General features: G+C 65.1%; 13 protein-coding genes. 11 read left to right on the top strand and 2 right to left on the bottom strand.

What is annotated here, in order from left to right; translation table 11 throughout:
- Positions 1 to 24: 24 nt before the first annotated feature.
- Entirely contained in the window at positions 25 to 516 is a 492-nt protein-coding gene (locus tag DCN14_RS10595; RefSeq protein WP_096509033.1) for a hypothetical protein, read from the bottom strand.
- A gap of 375 nt (positions 517 to 891) precedes the next feature.
- On the opposite strand from DCN14_RS10595, the gene DCN14_RS10585 reads away from it, so the two are divergent.
- From DCN14_RS10585 to DCN14_RS10565, 5 genes are all read left to right on the top strand, one after another.
- Positions 892 to 1,569 (top strand): response regulator transcription factor, encoded by a 678-nt coding sequence (locus DCN14_RS10585; protein WP_096509034.1) that lies wholly within the window; start codon positions 892 to 894, stop codon positions 1,567 to 1,569.
- A 35-nt stretch (positions 1,570 to 1,604) separates the two neighbouring features.
- On the top strand, positions 1,605 to 4,352 hold the full coding sequence (locus tag DCN14_RS10580) for a type VI secretion system Vgr family protein (protein WP_096509035.1): 2,748 nt from the start codon (positions 1,605 to 1,607) through the stop codon (positions 4,350 to 4,352).
- Positions 4,353 to 4,370: 18 nt separating this feature from the next.
- On the top strand, positions 4,371 to 6,683 hold the full coding sequence (locus tag DCN14_RS10575) for a hypothetical protein (protein ID WP_115531380.1): 2,313 nt from the start codon (positions 4,371 to 4,373) through the stop codon (positions 6,681 to 6,683).
- Positions 6,684 to 6,817: 134 nt separating this feature from the next.
- Positions 6,818 to 8,161, top strand: a complete 1,344-nt coding sequence (locus tag DCN14_RS10570; RefSeq protein WP_096501503.1) for a virulence factor — start codon at positions 6,818 to 6,820, stop codon at positions 8,159 to 8,161.
- A gap of 68 nt (positions 8,162 to 8,229) precedes the next feature.
- On the top strand, positions 8,230 to 8,487 hold the full coding sequence (locus DCN14_RS10565; protein WP_096501501.1) for a PAAR domain-containing protein: 258 nt from the start codon (positions 8,230 to 8,232) through the stop codon (positions 8,485 to 8,487).
- Positions 8,488 to 8,570: 83 nt separating this feature from the next.
- On the opposite strand, the gene DCN14_RS10560 is transcribed toward DCN14_RS10565, so the two are convergent.
- Positions 8,571 to 10,124, bottom strand: a complete 1,554-nt coding sequence (locus DCN14_RS10560; RefSeq protein ID WP_096501499.1) for a methyl-accepting chemotaxis protein — start codon at positions 10,122 to 10,124, stop codon at positions 8,571 to 8,573.
- Positions 10,125 to 10,382: 258 nt separating this feature from the next.
- Here DCN14_RS10560 and panE point away from each other — a divergent pair, with 258 nt between their 5' ends.
- The 6 genes from panE to DCN14_RS10530 all read left to right on the top strand — a co-directional run bounded on the left by panE (position 10,383) and on the right by DCN14_RS10530 (position 17,365).
- On the top strand, positions 10,383 to 11,321 hold the full coding sequence (gene panE, locus DCN14_RS10555) for a 2-dehydropantoate 2-reductase (protein WP_096501497.1): 939 nt from the start codon (positions 10,383 to 10,385) through the stop codon (positions 11,319 to 11,321).
- Between the two features lie 307 nt (positions 11,322 to 11,628).
- The gene (locus DCN14_RS10550) at positions 11,629 to 12,588 is read left to right on the top strand and encodes an AraC family transcriptional regulator (protein ID WP_096501495.1); all 960 of its coding nucleotides are present in this window, start codon (positions 11,629 to 11,631) and stop codon (positions 12,586 to 12,588) included.
- A 123-nt stretch (positions 12,589 to 12,711) separates the two neighbouring features.
- On the top strand, positions 12,712 to 13,653 hold the full coding sequence (locus tag DCN14_RS10545; protein WP_096501493.1) for an ABC transporter substrate-binding protein: 942 nt from the start codon (positions 12,712 to 12,714) through the stop codon (positions 13,651 to 13,653).
- 62 nt (positions 13,654 to 13,715) lie between these two features.
- Complete coding sequence (locus DCN14_RS10540) at positions 13,716 to 15,236, top strand: sugar ABC transporter ATP-binding protein (protein WP_096501491.1); 1,521 nt, start codon at positions 13,716 to 13,718, stop codon at positions 15,234 to 15,236.
- Complete coding sequence (locus DCN14_RS10535; RefSeq protein ID WP_096501488.1) at positions 15,223 to 16,230, top strand: ABC transporter permease; 1,008 nt, start codon at positions 15,223 to 15,225, stop codon at positions 16,228 to 16,230. The genes DCN14_RS10540 and DCN14_RS10535 overlap by 14 nt, the downstream gene beginning before the upstream one ends.
- 46 nt (positions 16,231 to 16,276) lie before the next feature.
- Positions 16,277 to 17,365 (top strand): alcohol dehydrogenase catalytic domain-containing protein, encoded by a 1,089-nt coding sequence (locus DCN14_RS10530; protein ID WP_096501486.1) that lies wholly within the window; start codon positions 16,277 to 16,279, stop codon positions 17,363 to 17,365.
- Positions 17,366 to 17,389 lie beyond the last annotated feature (24 nt).

Below are 17,389 nucleotides of genomic sequence, written 5' to 3'. Positions count from 1 at the left end.
GGCGTCGGGCCGCCGGCGCGGGCGTCAGGCCGGACGTTCGAAGCCCGATTCGACCCAGCGCTGGGCGCTGGCCTTGTTGAGCTTGAACCCCGGGGACACTTTCGCGTCGGCCAGCAGCTCGCCGTACGGGTCGAACGCCTTCAGCTCCGCGTACGGCTCGAACTCGTCCGGCACGATGTCGAGCGTGACCGACACATCCTGCCCGTCTTCGCCCTGAACCGTCACTTCCTTGTGCAGCATCGCGCGGCGCTGCTGCGCATGCCGCATCAGCACCTCGGTCGCGGTTTTCACGAGCGTGCGGAACGCGTTCGCGTCCATCGGCTTTGGATTCTTCTTGTCGCGGCCCATCGTCCACGGGCCGACGAGCGCGGGCTCGGCCTCGCCGTCCTTGATCATCTCGACGGCCCAGCCGTCGTCGTCTTCGTTCTTGATGATGCGTGCCGTCCAGCCGCTGTCGCGCCAGAGGCCGTTTTCGTGGATGGAGGTGTCGTCGGATTGCAGGTCGGATTCGGTCATGGGAGAAGCGGGCGTTCGAGCTGCCGGCGAACGGGCGCGGCGCGCGGCCGCGATCGGCGCGCTGCCGCCGGCCGGTCGCCCGGAATGGCATGCAAAGGGCGCAATTTTACCCCGCGGGCCGGCCATGCGGCCCGCGCGGCCTGCAACGTTGGCCGTCCGGCCGGCTCCGGTTGCCGCCGAACGAGCGAATCGGCGCAAATATCAAACTCGTCTTACGTTCCTGAGGGCTGTCCTATACGTCGTCCGATATCCCTGCCGCGCATGGCTTCATAGAATAACGATCGGGATAAAAATATCTCGCTTGCCGATTCAACACCGATCCGGCCGCGCGCGCATTCCGCGCCGCGCGGCCCGGCGAACCTTCTGGAACTGCGCATGGGGAAATTCAGTATTCGCACCGTTTTCGCGTACGACTGGCCGTTGACGCTGGCGGGCATGGAGCACATTGCCGTCGACACGTGCGCGATCGATCTCGTCGGCGTCTACCGGTCCCCGGGCGAACTCGCCGCGGCGCTCGGCAGCATCGAATGCGACATCGCACTGGTCGACTATTCGATCCGCGCCGACAGGCAAATGGATGGCCTCGCGCTGTTCGAGTGGCTGCGGCGCATGCGCCCGAACGTCGGCATCGTCGCACTGGTCGGCAACGAGAATCCGGTGATCTTCCGCTCGATCCTCGCGCACGGCGGCGCCAGCCTCGTCAGCAAGTTCGACGAAGTCGGCCACATCGTGACCGCGATCCATTCGAGCTACAGCGGCGGGCGCTATCTGTCGCCGCTCGTGCGGCGCGCGCTCGACTCACTCGCCGAACCCGACCATCAGCCGGTGAAGCTGTCGGCGCGCGAGATCGAGGTGATTCGCATGTATCTGGCCGGCGTGCCGATCAAGACGATCGCGCAGCGGCTGAACAAGGGCAAGCAGACGGTCAGCGCGCAGAAGATCAGCGCGATGAAGAAGCTCGGCGTGACCAACGATATCGAGCTGGTCCAGCGGGCGGCCGGGCTCGGATTCGCCGGCAACAGGGCGGCGATCCGGTCGGGCGGGGTGCAATAGACGTGGCCGGAAGCAAGCATGACGAGGGCATGGCGATGTCGACCGCAACCGCATTCCGGCATTTTGCGTCCGGTCCGGGCGACTTGAACCGGCGGCCGGTCGCCCTTCATTTCGGGCAGGCGCAACGCGCGGTCGGCCATCTGCTGGCGCTTCACCACGCGGATATCCGCGAAGGGCTGATGTCGGGCATCGACGGCACGCTGACCTGCGTGTCCACCCACGATCATTTGTCGCCTGCGCTGTTTCTCGGCCTGCCCGTGTCGGTCCGGCTGACGACCGATCGGGGCGGCGTGCGGGCGATCAACGCGATCGTGCGCGAAGTGCGGACCGGTCAATCCGACGGCGAACTGACCGTGTATCAATTGCACGTGTGCGACGCGCTGTCGTTGATGGATCGCCGCACCAACGCCCGCGTGTTCCGGTCGCGCAGCGTGACGGAAATCCTGGCGACGCTGATGAACGAATGGAAGCTGCGCAGCGTCGCGCTCGCGCGTGCGTTCGATTTCGATCTGTCGGGATTGCAGGCCGAACGCTATCCGGTGCGCGAACTGACGCGGCAGGTCAACGAGTCCGACGCGCGTTTCATCCGGCGTCTGCTGCGCCGGGAAGGCATCACGGTCTTCGCGAAGGCCGGCCCGGGTGGCGAGCGGCCGACGCATACGCTCATATTCTGCGACGACCCGTATCGCGTGACGGAAGCACCGGCCGGCACGCTGCGCCTTCAGCCGCGCGACGCCCGGGCCGGACAACGCGACACCGTGACGCTGTTCGCGCATCGCCAAAGCGTGTCGTCCGGCAAGGTGCGCCGTCCGTCCTGGGATTACAAGACGGCTCGCGCGGACGATTCCATGGCCGTCACCGGCATCGACCAGGGTGACGCGGGGAACGACCTTGCGCAACTCCTGACCGACGTTGCGATCGACATTCCGCACGTCGGCGATTCGTGGCGCGATCACGATCGCATTACGCGCGACCGGATACTGGCGCACCAGTTCGAAGCCGAACGCTACGACGGGATCGGCAGCGTGCGCGATTTGCCGGTCGGTCACTGGTTCACGCTGACGGGCGACCCCGAGCTCGACATGAAGCCGGTCGATCGCCGTCAGTTCGTGGTCACGTCGGTGCGGCACGAGATCCTGAACAACCTGCCGAAGCCTCTGACGGGGCGCGTGAGCGAACTCTTCGCGGCGAGCCTGAACCTCGCGCAAACCGCTTCCCCGGCGCCTGCCGACGGATCGGCGCACACCGACACGCGCTACGAGAACCGCTTCACGTGCGTGCGGCGCGGCGTGCCGCTCAAGCCTGCCTACGATCCGAACATCGATGTGCCGCCGGCTCACCTGCTGACCGGCACGATCGTCGGCACCGAGGGCGAGGAAGTGTTTTGCGATGCGGCCGGCCGTGTGCGCGTGCGCATACACGGCTTCGATCCGGCAGACCACGCGCACGCGCAAGGCGCCGGAACGAACGATTCGGCCGGCGACAGTGCGCCCGTTCGCGTCGGCGCCAGCCTCGCGGGCAGCGGGTTCGGGGCGCTGTTCCTGCCGCGGGTCGGGATGGAAGTCCTGTTGGGGTGTCTGTCGGGCGACCCCGACCGGCTGGTCATCATCGGCGTGTTGAGCAACGGTGCGAACCCGCCCGCGAATTTCAGCGATACCGGCGCGCTGCCCGGCAATCGCTACCTGTCCGGCATCAAGACCAGGGAAATCAAGGGCCGGCGCCATAACCAGCTTCGTCTGGACGATACCCCGTCGCAAATCTCCGCGCAGTTGGCGAGCGAACACGCGCATACCCAATTGAACCTGGGCTATCTGACGCAGCCGCGCGACGGCGGGCACGGGAGCGACCGGGGCGACGGGGCGGAACTGCGCACCGATGCCGCTGCGGCGTTGCGCGCGGCCCGCGGCATTTTGCTGTCGACCTATGCGCGGGCACGGGCGACCGGCGGTCAGCTTGACCGCGAGGAGCTGATTCGCCTGCTCGATCAGTGCACCGAACTTTTCAAGTCGCTCGGCGACCATGCCGGCCAGCATGGCGGGCGGGCTGTCGACGCCGCGGGCCAGGACGGCATCGCCGATGCGTTTCGAAACTGGACGCCCGGCGGCGCGCAGCGCGGTGAGGGCGACGACGCGTCCGCGTTGATGGCATTCGGCGCGCAATCGGGGTCGCTCAACGTCACGCCGAAAACGCATGTCGTGTATGCGGGAGAGAACATCGATCAGATCGCGCAGCGGCATGTACAGGTCGCGAGCGGCGAGCGCATCAATCTGCATGCCGGCCGCGGTGTCGCGATGTTCGCGCACAGCGACGGCGTGTCGGCGATCGCGAATCGCGGGAAGGTGACGATTCAGTCGCAGAACGACGATACGCAAGTCGATTCGGCGAAGAACATTCAATTGACCGCGGCGGGAGGAACGCTGACGGGTACGGCGAGCGATGAAGTCGTGTTCGTGACGTCCGGTGGCGCGTATCTGAAGCTGCGCGGGGGCGATATCGAGTTGGGGTGTCCGGGGACTTTTACGGTGAAGTCGGCGGGGCATTCGTGGGGTGGGGCGGCCAGTATGGATACGGATATGCCTGACTTCGGTCAGGCATCACTTGATCGCGTGCCGAAGCTGATCCGTGCTTCGGACGGCGACGCAGCGCCGGGATTCGATGGACGGATTCAAACAGCTTCCAGCGCATTGTCGAACTTGACGACCGACTCGGCGGGTGAACTGCCGGCGGTCGATACCGACGAGTTCGAGAGGCTGGCGGTGCAGTTCCTCAAGAAAAACATATAAGCACGTGCAGGAGTCTGAATGACCGATTCATTTCTCGATCCGCGACCGGTAGCGGACGCGCCTACTGACGAACCTGTTACTCAGGTCGATACACCCGACGCACCTGCGTCACGCCCCGAACCGCCGCCGATCATCGTCGGTCGCGTCGAAGGAGTGACGAGGTTCGTGAAAGGCACACCGCTTATCTGCATCTTGCAAATGCCCTTGCCCGGTGTCGTGATCTTCGTGCATGGCGTGAACTCGGAGGGCGAATGGTTCGATGCGACGGAGGAAGGACTGTGCAAGGGTCTCAATCGCCGGCTCGGGCGACTCGACGATCAAATGATGTATCACGGCATCGAAGCCGGGCAATTGACGCCGGCGAAGTACACGGAGAGCGTGACGCCGGATGGGTTCTTGAACCCCGATTTGCTGGCAGACAACTACATCAAACCGGATCCGTCGTTTTCGCCAGTCATTCACTTCCGGTGGGGCTATCGGGCGAGCGCCGAGGAATTGAAGGAGTACGGCGACAAGATTTTCTTGAACGAGAAGGACTACTGGGGCGGTGGTCCGTTCACGAACGGCTGTGCGAGCCTGCCCGACCTTTGGCACGGCGGTCTGGACGATCGAACGATGGGATGGATGACGGTGCAAGGCATCAATCCGACCAACCGGCCGCTGTATCGTGCGCCGCCCCGCGCGTATGGCGTGCTCGCGGCCTTGCGATTGGCCAAATTGATCGAGTCGATCCGTCAGATGCAGGCCGACGTACCGATTACCGTCGTATGCCACAGCCAGGGCAACATCGTGGGCCTTACGGCGGCGTTCTTCGGCGACGCATTCCCCGATGTCGAAGATCCGTGGGGAGGCACGGGCCACTGCGTGGCAGACGCCTATGTACTGGCAAACGCGCCGTACAGCCTCGCGAATGCAGACGGTCCGTACAAATCCGACACGTTCATGGATACGTGGTCGCAACGCGCAACGAAAGACGCGAGCGGTCATCGCGGTCGTCAGACCTACGCCGCGCGCACCAAGACCTTCGGCAAATTCCTGTCGATTATCGGCAACCGCAAGGCCTTCGAACAACCGGTGGACAAGGTTGATGAAGACATGAAAAACAAGCGGGTCTCGCCGACAAGCAACCGGTCGTATGCCGCACAACAGGATCGCGATCGACACGGCTTGAATGGATCGACGTATGGCCGCGTCACCGCGTATTGCTGTCCGCACGATCAGGTGATTTCAGCAGTGACGGTTCAGGGCATCGGCTGGCGCGGGATCAGCAAACACGAACTCGATGACATCGGCGCGGCCAGCATCCTGACGCAGCGGGTATTCGCATCGGGCTTTCCGGTCGGCGTACAGAAACCCTACCGCTATTGGGAAGACGATTGGCGGCATGGCAAGCCAGGAACGAAGTCGGGCTTCTGGTATCCGCCCTCGCCACCGGCCAAATTCAATTTGATCGGTGCAGTTAAAGGCAATGAGAGTGTTTGGGGGATAGCGGCGACGCTGGCAACCGCGCCGCTCATGTTCGTTGTGACCGGCATCAGTTCGGCATTGAACATGCTCCGTGTGAACGCCGATCCGCCAAAGGGCTGGACGGTGGTAGCGGACGCTCCGGCGCTGGATGATCCATTCCCACCGAAGGCATTGCGGTTCGGCAAGCCCGTCGAAACGAAGGACGGCGACGCAGTAAGCGACTTCAATGAAGGCAACGATCCACCGGCTGCATGGCGTGACGCGAGCAAGGCCGATGCGGACAAGCGGGCTGATGATCCCTACGATCAATACAAGGCAAAGAACGAGGACAACGTTGCGCAAGGCACGGCAGCAACCGAAGCCGGGCAGCGCTACGAGGATCGCGCGTTGATGCGGATGGAGGCGCGTCGCACGCTGAACACCGAATGGCTCGATCGTGACGGCCACGTCATTGGCGAGGACGGCAAGAGCGCGATACCCGAAGGCTACAAGGAATGGCGCGACCAGCAGATTGTCGACTGGCTCGATCGCGGTGCGACCAATAGCCCGACCAACCATTCAACGACGATGACCAATCCCGAGCATGCAGAGAAGGCGCTTGCATACGACTTGGCGATCGGTCGGTGCTATTTAACGCCCGACCAACTTTACGACTTGCGGATTGAGGCGGATTGGAGGATGGGGGACGGTATTCCTGATGACAATCCGAACAAGAAGTACTTCGAGTATTTCGCGCGCGGGAAATTTGACGATCTCCCGATGCACGAATGGGTACACGTCAAGAACAGCGAAGGCACGATTCCCGATGCGATCAAGGACGAACGTGAAGGCGAACTCTATCTGAAGGTCGGGGGTGTGATTTGAAAACGCTGATCGCTACGTGGCCGCGACGTGCAGCCGTCGCCGCGTCGACATGGATGCTTGTCACCGTGCTCATGGCCACACTGATGGCACATGTAGAACAACCCGATCCGGTACATTTGGAAAGAGGAGATTGGATGAAACGATTCGTTGTCTTGCCTGCCTTGGCCGCCCTTGCGGTGTTTATGTTCACCACGGCCATGATGCGCCCCGCACAAGCCGCATCTCCCCAGGAGCCTGCAGCGGACGCCGTGCGAGCAGTAGACGAACCGGCGAAGCCGTTCGTCGCTCAGGTTGTCGGTCTGATGTGGTTGAATCCGTTGCAACGTATGGACTACCCGACCGAATGGCAATTGTTGTGGACGCAAGGACTTGTCGCGCCGAACAAGGATGATGACATGGTCCGAACCAAGCCGGAAAAGTTCTCTTCCCTTCGATCGATCGGTGCACTCGTCTACGGCAACCGTGGTGCAGAAACCTTCAAGGGCTTCTACCACAAGTACATGTTCAAGTTCCCCCTGCTGCTTAGCTCGCGCTATTCCGCCAATCCTAAATACTTCTACACGGTGGCCCCCGCCGACAAGAAAGACTGGCGCGAACTGGCGGGCATTCGTGTCGAGGTTGCGATTCCGGATCGACTCGAACCCGACGACTCGCGAAGCTACTTGAGCGATTCGATTCGAAAAACGTTTTCGATCGGAAACACGTACTTCCCGAAGATGTGGAGCAACCCTACGCCCCCCGATGTGCAAATCACCCAAGGCGGTGCGAACACAGGTTTCACGTCATTGAACAACGCGCTGGACTACTTGCAGGCAAACCCCGACAAGACCGTATGGGCGATCAATTGGGACGCACCGAGCTTCCCGCCCACCGATGCCCAGATCAACGAGAACCTCGTCGTGCTGTTCCTCGCCGGCCCGAACTTCAACACCGAGCGCGAACCGCTCGCGTGGATCGGCAAGGCCGCAACCGGCAATACACAGGCGTTTGAGCGGAAGGTCGGCACGACGCGCGTCGTACAGGCATGGAAGGCAACCATCGATGAAGCGGCACGCAATGCCGGTGTGGCGGTTCCGGACCTCGAATACATCTTTCACGACGCAGGCAAAGGCAGCGACGCATCGTCGTCCCGTCTTGCCGCGCTCTCGCAAACGTTGACCGAAACGCTTCCGGAATACGACTACATGAAGCAAACCTTCAACGCGGCCGGTTTGCTCGGCGACATGGGAACCGGCAGCGCATTGACCAACGTGGCGCTCGCGATCGGGCGAATCAATCACTACGGCGGCAACGCACTGGTTGCCGGGACAACCGATCCCGAACATCCCGTCGCGGTTATCGTCAGGCCACCGTCGAAGCTCACGCCGATCGATCCGACCAAAGACTGGTTCCGCGCACGCGGCGGAAACAATGCGTACCTGCCGTGGTGGGGCCGCCGACACGATACCGATTACGGTATGCAGGGTTATTCGTGGTAACGCAAGTCAGCGCGACGGCACGTTGCATGCGCACGCAACCGTCGCGCAAATCATTCAAAGGAGGATATATGCGTGGAATTATCCGGGTAGGCGATACCCATACCCACGGTGGCCGGGTCGAGTCCGGCGCGGCAACAAGCAAGGTGATGGGCCACGCGGTTGCCCGCGTCGGCGACACGTGTTCATGCCTGGTTCACGGCACGTGCACCATCGTCGAAGGCGATCCGGACTTCAACGTCGAAGGCCGGGCCGCCGCGTTCGACGGACACAAGACTTCCTGCGGTGCGGCGTTGACTTCTTCGGTTGTCGATTCCGGACGTATCTGAACGCAACCGGCCGGGCCGTGTGCCGGGCATCGGAGACCCGGCACACGGCGTGAGGCACGCCTGACGATGCCGGGCCGCCCCCGTCAGGCCGGCAACGCGAACCGCGTGACGGCTTCCCGCAACGCTTCGGCCTGATCGCGCAGCGAATGCGCGGCGGCGGCGGCTTCCTCGACGAGCGCCGCGTTCTGCTGCGTGACCTGATCCATCTCGCCCACCGCGCGATTGACCTGCTCGATTCCGGAGCTCTGCTCGCGCGACGCGTGGCTGATCTCGTCGAGGATCTCGTTGACACGCCGTACCGACTGCACGATCTCGGCCATCGTCTCGCCTGCATGCGTGACGAGCGTCGCACCGTGCTCGACCGTCTCGTTCGACGACACGATCAACGACTTGATTTCCTTCGCAGCCGTCGCCGAGCGTTGCGCGAGCGAGCGCACTTCGGCCGCGACCACCGCGAAGCCGCGGCCCTGTTCGCCCGCGCGCGCGGCCTCGACCGCCGCGTTCAGCGCGAGGATGTTGGTCTGGAACGCGATGCCGTCGATCACGCCGATGATGTCGCCGATCTTGTGCGAGCGGTCGGTGATTTCGTTCATCGTGCGCACGACATCGTCGACCACCGCGCTGCCGCGCGTCGCGACTTGCGCCGCCTGGTCGGCGAGGGTCGCGGCCTGCGCGGCGCTTTCCGCGTTCTGCTTCACGTTCGCGGTCATCTGGTCCATGCTCGACGCGGTCTGTACGAGCGCGGCCGCCTGTTCCTCGGTGCGCTGCGACAGGTCCGTGTTGCCCGACGCGATCTCGCTCGCGCCGACGTTGATGTTCTCGGTGCCCATCCGGACGCGCGACACCATGTCGATCAGTCCGCCCTGCATCACGTGCAACGCATGCAGCAGGCTGCCGCGATCGTCGTGCTTCACGTTCACGCGCGCGGTCAGGTCGCCCTGCGCGATGCGTTGCGCGGTGTCGAGCGCGACTTCGAGCGCGCCGCCGAGGTTCGCGCGCACGCTTCTCAGCACGAGCACCATCACGGCGGTCGCGATCGCGCCGAGCACGGCGGTCATCGCGAGCCAGTGGCCGATGCTCGCGAGCACGGCCGAGCGCACGTCGTTCATGTACATGCCCGTCACGAGATACCAGTCCCACGGGGCGAAGCGTTGCACCGCGCTGGTCTTGTCCTGCGGCTTGTCGGCGCCCGGCTTCGGCCACAGATACTCGACGAAGCCCTTGCCGCCTTCCGCGTTGCCGGCCTTCACGATTTCGACGAACAGATGCTTGCCGTTCGGATCCGCGAAATTCGATACGTCCTTGCCGTCGAGGTCGGTCTTGATCGGATGCATTACGATCACCGGCTTCGAGTCGTTGATCGAGATGTAGCCGTCGGTGCCGTAGCGCATCGCGGCGATTGCCTCGAGCGCCTTCTGCTTCGCCTCGGCTTCCGGCAGCGCGTTCTGCTGCGACAGCTTGTAGTAGTGGTCGGCGACGCTCGTCGCCTGCGCCACCAGCGTCGCAAGCTGGTCGCGGCGGTCGGCGATCATCGATGCGCGGGTCTGCCACGCGCCGATCCCGGCGATCACGAGCAGGCCGAGCCACAGAATGACGATCATCGAAGCAAGTTTCTGGTTCAGGGAGAGTGTGCGCATGGTGAATGAGGTCGGTCGGTCAAACGAGCGCGCCGGAACGGCGTGACGAGATAAGTCTTTGACGGCGCGCGACGAACGTTGCCGTAGGCGGGAAATCCCTTAGACACCGTACCGCCGCCAATGCCATCGAGCGCGGTACGGTCATCTATGCATATACATATTCGGCGTCGCTATACTGTCGGACGATGGCGGTCGCGCTGTTCGTCCGGGAGGCCGGGCGCGGGTGGCGACGCCGCACGAAACCGAAAGGAGGCAACGATGCGGATTCTGGTGGTAGGGGCCGGCGCGGTCGGCGGATATTTCGGCGGCCGGCTCGCGGCGGCGGGGCGCGACGTGACATTCCTGGTGCGCGATGGCCGCGCGGCCGCGCTCGCGCGCGACGGGCTGCTGATTCGCAGCCCGCGCGGCGACCTGACGCTTGCGAACGTGCAGACCGTGCGCGCGACCGATACGGCCGCGCCGTTCGACCTCGTGCTGTTGAGCTGCAAGGCGTACAGCCTCGACGATGCGATCACGTCGTTCGCGCCGTTCGTCGGGCCGTCGACGCTGATTCTGCCGATGCTCAACGGAATGCGCCATCTCGACGTGCTGCGCGACCGGTTCGGCACTGCGCAGGTGCTGGGCGGCCTGTGCGTGATCGCGGCCACGCTCGATCACGAGCAGCGGATCGTGCACCTGAACGACACGCACGGATTGTCGTTCGGCGAACTCGCCGGTGGCGAATCGGCGCGCGTGCGCGCGCTGGCCGACGTGCTCGGCGGCGCGGGTTTCGACGCGACGCTCAGCGACAACATCGCTGCGCGCATGTGGGAGAAATGGGTGTTCCTCGCGACGCTCGCGGCGAGCACGTCGCTGTTTCGCGGCTCGATCGGCGACATTCTCGCGGCGCCGGACGGCCGTCGTTTGCTCGAGACGATGCTCGACGAATGCAGCGCGATTGCCGCGCACAACGGGCAGCGGCCCGATCCGGCGGCAATCGGGCGGATGCAGCGGATGGTGCTGACGCCGTCGCCGCTGACCGCATCGATGCTGCGCGACGTCGAGAACCATGCGCGGGTCGAGGCCGATCACGTGATCGGCGACCTGCTCGCGCGTCGCGATCCGCAGGCGACGGATGCGCTGTCGCTGCTGCGGATCGCGTACAACCATCTGAAGACGTACGAGGTGCGCGCCGCACGGGAAGGCGCGCCCGCGTAAGCGCGGCGACGGGCTGCGTCGCCCTCGCATATCTGTGCTTTGCCCGGCGGCGCATGGCCGCCGTCGGGCAAGCGCCCCTGCCGGCGCGCAGCGTGTTCCGCGCTGCACAAATTTGCTGCCGGACGCCGTTTTGGCTCGTTATCCGCAAAAAAGTATCGGAAATCTGGCGTAAAGTTGGTGGAGCCGCACGTTTGATCGATCTACATTGCTTCCCATGCGACCGGTCGCGTCGCCGCACGAAACCGGCGGCGAACGCGTAAACGGCGGAACGGCCCGGCCGGCGAGACATGGGAATGGAGACGCCAGGATGATGCATCCCGATCTGGAAGTGGTCGAAGTGCGACGCGATGAGTCGTTCAAGGTCTGGTCGCATGGCTATCCGTATCGCACGATCCGCTGGCACTTCCATCCCGAATTCGAACTGCACCTGATCGTTGCGACGCGCGGCAAGTATTTCGTCGGCGATCACGTCGGTTCGTTCGGCCCGGGCCATCTCGTGCTGCTCGGTCCGAACCTGCCGCACAACTGGGTCAGCGACATGGCCGAAGGCGAGACCGTCGAGCGCCGCAATCTCGTGATCCAGTTCGATCCTGCGTTCGTGCGCCGCTGCATGGACGCGTTTCCCGAATGCCGCGATGCACAGGCGCTGCTCGACGACGCGCGGCGCGGCGTGGGTTTCGACGACGACACGAGCGCGGCGATCGCGCCGTTGTTCGACGCACTGCTGGCGGCGCGCGGCATGCGCCGCATCGTGCTGTTCATGACGATGCTCGAGCGGCTGTGCGGCGCGGCCGAACGTACGCTGCTCGCGAGCCCCGCATACGATCACGCGCACGTCACGCCGACGCGGCTCGGCCATGCGTTGTCGTACATCGGCAAGAACCTGGCGTCCGAGCTGCGCGAATCCGATCTCGCGCAACTCACCGGACAGAGCGTCAGCGCGTTCTCGCGCGCGTTCCACCGCCATACGGGCATGCCGTTCGTCCAGTACGTGAACCGGCTGCGGATCGAATCCGCGTGCCAGATGCTGCTCGTCGACGACACGAGCATCACCGACATCTGCTTCCAGGCCGGCTTCAACAACGTGTCCAACTTCAACCGCCAGTTCCGCGCGGTGAAGGGAATGGCGCCGTCCGAATTTCGCGCGCTGCAGCGCCTGAATGCGCGCAGCCGCGAGCTCGCGCTGCATGCGGCGCCCACCGGCAACCCGTTTCCGCCGCGCGTGGTCACGCCCGGCATGCCCGAGCTTGCGCCGCAGTCAGGATGAGCGCGGGGCGCTCGCCCACCTGAGTTTTCCTCGCCATTGCGTTTCACCTGCCTAATCGCGACGTTCGCATCGCGAGGGGCGCGCTTACCCACGAAAAGCCGTACATAAATCGGAGACACCGTCATGATGCATGCATCGCCCGCTTCATTGCCTCGCCGCGCCATCCGCATGGCGGCCCTTGCCACGCTCGCCGTCGCGGCCGTGCTGCCCGTCGCCGCGCATGCCGCGCCGCTGCGTATCGGCATGACGTTCCAGGAACTGAACAACCCGTATTTCGTGACGATGCAGAAGGCGCTGAACGATGCGGCCGCATCGATCGGTGCGCAGGTCATCGTCACCGACGCGCATCACGACGTCAGCAAGCAGGTCAGCGACGTCGAGGACATGCTGCAGAAGAAGATCGACATCCTGCTCGTGAACCCGACCGACTCGACCGGCATCCAGTCGGCGATCACGCAGGCGAAGAAGGCCGGCGCGGTGGTCGTGGCCGTCGACGCGAACGCGAACGGCCCGGTCGATTCGTTCGTCGGCTCGAAGAACTACGACGCGGGCGTGATGTCGTGCGAATACCTCGCGAAGGCGATCGGCGGCAGCGGCGAGGTGGCGATCCTCGACGGCATTCCCGTCGTGCCGATTCTCGAACGCGTGCGCGGCTGCAAGGCCGGGCTCGCGAAGTTCCCGAACGTGAAGCTGGTCGATACGCAGAACGGCAAGCAGGAGCGCGCGGCCGCGCTGTCGGTGACGGAGAACATGATTTCCGCGCACCCGAACCTGAAGGGCCTGTTCAGCGTGAACGACGGCGGCGCAATGGGCGCGCTCTCGGCGATCGAGGGATCGGGCAAGGACATCAAGCTGACGAGCGTCGACGGCGCGCCCGAGGCGGTGGCGGCGATCCAGAAGCCCAATTCGAAGTTCATCGAGACGACCGCGCAGTTTCCGGCCGACCAGGTTCGCATCGCGCTCGGCATCGCGCTCGCGCGCAAGTGGGGCGCGACGGTGCCGAAAGCGATTCCGGTTGACGTGAAGGTCGTCGATCGCGGCAATGCGAAGGGGTTCAGCTGGTGAGCGACGCGCGACCTGACGCGCGGGGCGGCCGCGCGGCCGCGGCCCCGCGCACGGAGCAGCCGATGGACACGATACTCAGGCTCGGCCACATCACGAAAAGCTTTCCGGGCGTGAAGGCGTTGTCGGACATCCATCTCGAGATCGCGCGCGGCGAGATTCACGCGCTGCTCGGCGAGAACGGCGCCGGCAAGTCGACGCTGATGAAGATTCTGTGCGGCATTCATCGGCCGGATACCGGCACGATCGAAATCGACGGCGCCGCGCGGCACTTCGCGAGCTATCACGACGCGGTCGCGGCCGGTATCGGCATCGTGTTTCAGGAGTTCAGCCTGATCCCGCATCTCGATGCCGTCGACAACCTGTTTCTCGGCCGCGAGCTGCGCACGCGCTGGGGCGTGCGCGACCGGTCGCGGATGCGGCGCACGGCGGCCGGCATCTTCGCGCGGCTCGGCGTGTCGATCGATCTCGATGCGCCGCTGCGCACGCTGTCGGTCGCCCAGCAGCAGTTCGTCGAGATCGGCAAGGCGCTGTCGCTCGATGCGCGCATCCTGATCCTCGACGAACCCACCGCCACGCTCACGCCGGCCGAGGCCGAACGCCTGTTCGCGATCATGCGCGAGCTGAAGCGGCAGGGCGTCGCGATGATCTTCATCTCCCATCATCTCGACGAAATCTTCGCGGTGTGCGATCGCATCACGGTGCTGCGCGACGGCCAGTACGTCGCGACCACCGACGTGGCGCGTACCGACGTCGAGCAACTGGTGCGGATGATGGTCGGCCGCCGGATCGAGAGCAGCTTTCCGCCAAAGCCTGCGCGCGCCGCCGACGCGCCTGCCGTGCTCGAAGTCGATGCGCTGCAGATCGAGCGCGATGGCCCGGTGAACCGCTTCGCGCTGCATGCGGGCGAGATCCTCGGCTTCGCCGGCCTGGTCGGCTCGGGCCGCACCGAGACGGCGCTCGCCGTGATCGGCGCGACCCGCGCGCATCGCAAGGACGTGCGGGTGCGCGGCCTGGTGGCGAAGCTCGCCGATCCCGCCGATGCGCTGCGTGCGGGCATCGGCATCCTGCCGGAAAGCCGCAAGACGGAAGGGCTCGTCACGTCGTTCTCGATCCGCGACAACATTTCGCTGAACAACCTCGGCAAGTACCGGTCGATGCGCTGGCTGATCGACCGGCGCGGCGAGGCGCGCACGACGCACGACGTGATGCGGCGCGTCGGCGTGAAGGCGCCGTCGATCCACACCGAGGTCGCGACGCTGTCCGGCGGCAACCAGCAGAAGGTCGTGATCGCGCGCTGGCTGAACCATCACGCCACCGTGCTGATCTTCGACGAGCCGACGCGCGGCATCGACGTCGGCGCGAAAGCCGAAATCTACGGGCTGATGCGCGAACTCACCGCGCGCGGCTACGCCATCATCATGATCTCGTCCGAGCTGCCGGAGATCGTCGGCATGTGCGATCGCGTCGCCGTGTTTCGGCAGGGCCGCATCGAAGCGACGCTGGAAGGCGACGAGATCGATCCCGATACGGTCATGATCCATGCCACGGCCGGCACGCGAGGAGCAACCCATGAACCTGCCTGATTCTTCCTCCACGCCAACCACGCCGCTCCCGGGCGTCACCGGCGATGCACCGCCGCCGCGCGCGATGTGGACGCAGCTGCGGCGCTCGACGCTGTTCTATCCGCTCGTCGGCCTGATCGCCGTGTGCATCGCGATGATGCTCGCGAGCCCGAGCTTCCTGTCCGCCGCGAACCTCGAGAACGTGCTGCGCCAGGTGTCGATCAACGCGATCATCGCGGTCGGCATGACCTGCGTGATCCTGACCGGCGGGATCGACCTGTCGGTCGGCGCCGTGATGGCGCTGTCGGGCACGCTCGCGGCCGGGCTGATGGTCGCGGGCGTCAACGCCGTCGCCGCGCTCGCGATCGGCATCGCGGTGGGCCTCGGCTTCGGGTTCCTGAACGGCGTGTTCGTCGCGTTCGCGGGCATGCCGCCGATCATCGTCACGCTCGCGACGATGGGCATCGCGCGCGGGCTCGCGCTGATCTACACCGGCGGCTATCCGATCGACGGGCTGCCCGACTGGGTCGCGTTCTTCGGCAGCGGCAAGGTGTTCGGAATCCAGGCGCCGGTGCTGATCATGCTGGCCGTCTATGCGATCGCGTGGCTGCTGCTCGACCGGATGCCGTTCGGCCGCTACGTCTATGCGATCGGCGGCAACGAGCAGGCGACGCGGCTCACCGGCGTGCGTGTCGCGCGCGTGAAGCTGATCGTCTATACGCTGGCCGGGCTCACGTCGGCGATCGCCGCGATCGTGCTGACCGGGCGCCTGATGAGCGGTCAGCCGAACGCGGGCGTGGGTTTCGAGCTCGACGCGATCGCGGCCGTCGTGATGGGCGGCACGTCGATCTCCGGCGGGCGCGGCGCGATCCTCGGCACGCTCGTCGGTGCGCTGCTGCTCGGCGTGCTCAACAACGGGCTGAACATGATCGGCGTGAACCCGTATGTGCAGAACGTGATCAAGGGCGGAATCATCCTGCTCGCGATCTACATCAGCCGCGAGCGATCGCGGTGACACTTGATTCGTCGGATATCCGAATCATCAACGAGCGAGACAACTCATGACGACACCCGAAGCCCGGCCGCACATGACCGCGGTGGTTTGCCACGGCCCCGAGGATTACCGCGTCGAACAGGTCGCGAAGCCGTGCGCCGGCGCGAACGAGCTCGTGATCCGCATCGCGGCGTGCGGCATCTGCGCGAGCGATTGCAAGTGCTATACGGGCGCGAAGATGTTCTGGGGCGGCCCGAGCCCGTGGGTGAAGGCGCCCGTGATTCCCGGCCACGAATTCTTCGGCTACGTGGAAGCGCTCGGCGAGGGCGCGGCCGGGCATTTCGGCGTCGCGCTGGGCGATCGCGTGATCGCCGAGCAGATCGTGCCGTGCGGCAAGTGCCGCTACTGCAGGTCGGGGCAGTACTGGATGTGCGAGGTGCACAACATCTTCGGCTTTCAGCGGGAGGTCGCGGACGGCGGGATGGCCGAATACATGCGGATTCCGCCGACCGCGATCGTCCACCGGATCCCGCTCGGCGTGTCGCTCGAGGATGCCGCGATCATCGAGCCGCTGTCGTGCGCGATCCATACGGTGAACCGTGGCGACGTCCAGCTCGACGACGTCGTCGTGATCGCCGGCGCGGGCCCGCTCGGGCTGATGATGACGCAGGTCGCGCACCTGAAGACGCCGAAGCGGCTCGTCGTGATCGACCTGATCGACGAGCGGCTCGAACTCGCGCGGCAGTACGGCGCCGACGTGACGATCAATCCGAAGCGCGACGATGCGCGCGAGATCGTCCGCGCGCTGACCGACGGCTACGGGTGCGACGTCTACATCGAGACGACCGGCGCGCCTGTCGGCGTGAATCAGGGGCTCGAACTGATCCGCAAGCTCGGTCGCTTCGTCGAATTCAGCGTGTTCGGCGAGGATGCGACCGTCGACTGGTCGATCATCGGCGATCGCAAGGAGCTCGACGTGCGCGGCGCGCATCTCGGGCCATACTGTTACCCCGTTGCGATCGACCTGCTCGCGCGCGGGCTCGTCACGTCCAAGGGCATCGTCACCCACGATTTCGCGCTCGAGGACTGGAACGACGCGATCCGCGTCGCGAAATCGCCCGAATCGATCAAGGTGCTGCTGAAGCCGGCCCGCTGACGGCCGGCGTACGCCTTACTGGAG

Source organism: Burkholderia sp. IDO3 (assembly GCF_003366075.1).
Taxonomy (GTDB): Bacteria; Pseudomonadota; Gammaproteobacteria; order Burkholderiales; family Burkholderiaceae; genus Burkholderia; species Burkholderia anthina.
The sequence above is the reverse complement of the archived record's forward strand: the minus strand, read 5'-3'. Positions and strand labels throughout refer to the sequence as shown.

What these genes read in the sequence shown, in the direction of transcription:
- panE (WP_096501497.1), top strand. Translation starts at nt 10,383, where the DNA reads ATGCGGATTCTGGTGGTAGGGGCCGGCGCGGTCGGCGGATATTTCGGC.
- DCN14_RS10550 (WP_096501495.1), top strand. Translation starts at nt 11,629, where the DNA reads ATGATGCATCCCGATCTGGAAGTGGTCGAAGTGCGACGCGATGAGTCG.
- DCN14_RS10540 (WP_096501491.1), top strand. Translation starts at nt 13,716, where the DNA reads ATGGACACGATACTCAGGCTCGGCCACATCACGAAAAGCTTTCCGGGC.
- DCN14_RS10595 (WP_096509033.1), bottom strand. Translation starts at nt 516, where the DNA reads ATGACCGAATCCGACCTGCAATCCGACGACACCTCCATCCACGAAAAC.
- DCN14_RS10535 (WP_096501488.1), top strand. Translation starts at nt 15,223, where the DNA reads ATGAACCTGCCTGATTCTTCCTCCACGCCAACCACGCCGCTCCCGGGC.
- DCN14_RS10580 (WP_096509035.1), top strand. Translation starts at nt 1,605, where the DNA reads ATGTCGACCGCAACCGCATTCCGGCATTTTGCGTCCGGTCCGGGCGAC.
- DCN14_RS10570 (WP_096501503.1), top strand. Translation starts at nt 6,818, where the DNA reads ATGAAACGATTCGTTGTCTTGCCTGCCTTGGCCGCCCTTGCGGTGTTT.
- DCN14_RS10575 (WP_115531380.1), top strand. Translation starts at nt 4,371, where the DNA reads ATGACCGATTCATTTCTCGATCCGCGACCGGTAGCGGACGCGCCTACT.
- DCN14_RS10560 (WP_096501499.1), bottom strand. Translation starts at nt 10,124, where the DNA reads ATGCGCACACTCTCCCTGAACCAGAAACTTGCTTCGATGATCGTCATT.
- DCN14_RS10530 (WP_096501486.1), top strand. Translation starts at nt 16,277, where the DNA reads ATGACGACACCCGAAGCCCGGCCGCACATGACCGCGGTGGTTTGCCAC.
- DCN14_RS10585 (WP_096509034.1), top strand. Translation starts at nt 892, where the DNA reads ATGGGGAAATTCAGTATTCGCACCGTTTTCGCGTACGACTGGCCGTTG.
- DCN14_RS10565 (WP_096501501.1), top strand. Translation starts at nt 8,230, where the DNA reads ATGCGTGGAATTATCCGGGTAGGCGATACCCATACCCACGGTGGCCGG.
- DCN14_RS10545 (WP_096501493.1), top strand. Translation starts at nt 12,712, where the DNA reads ATGATGCATGCATCGCCCGCTTCATTGCCTCGCCGCGCCATCCGCATG.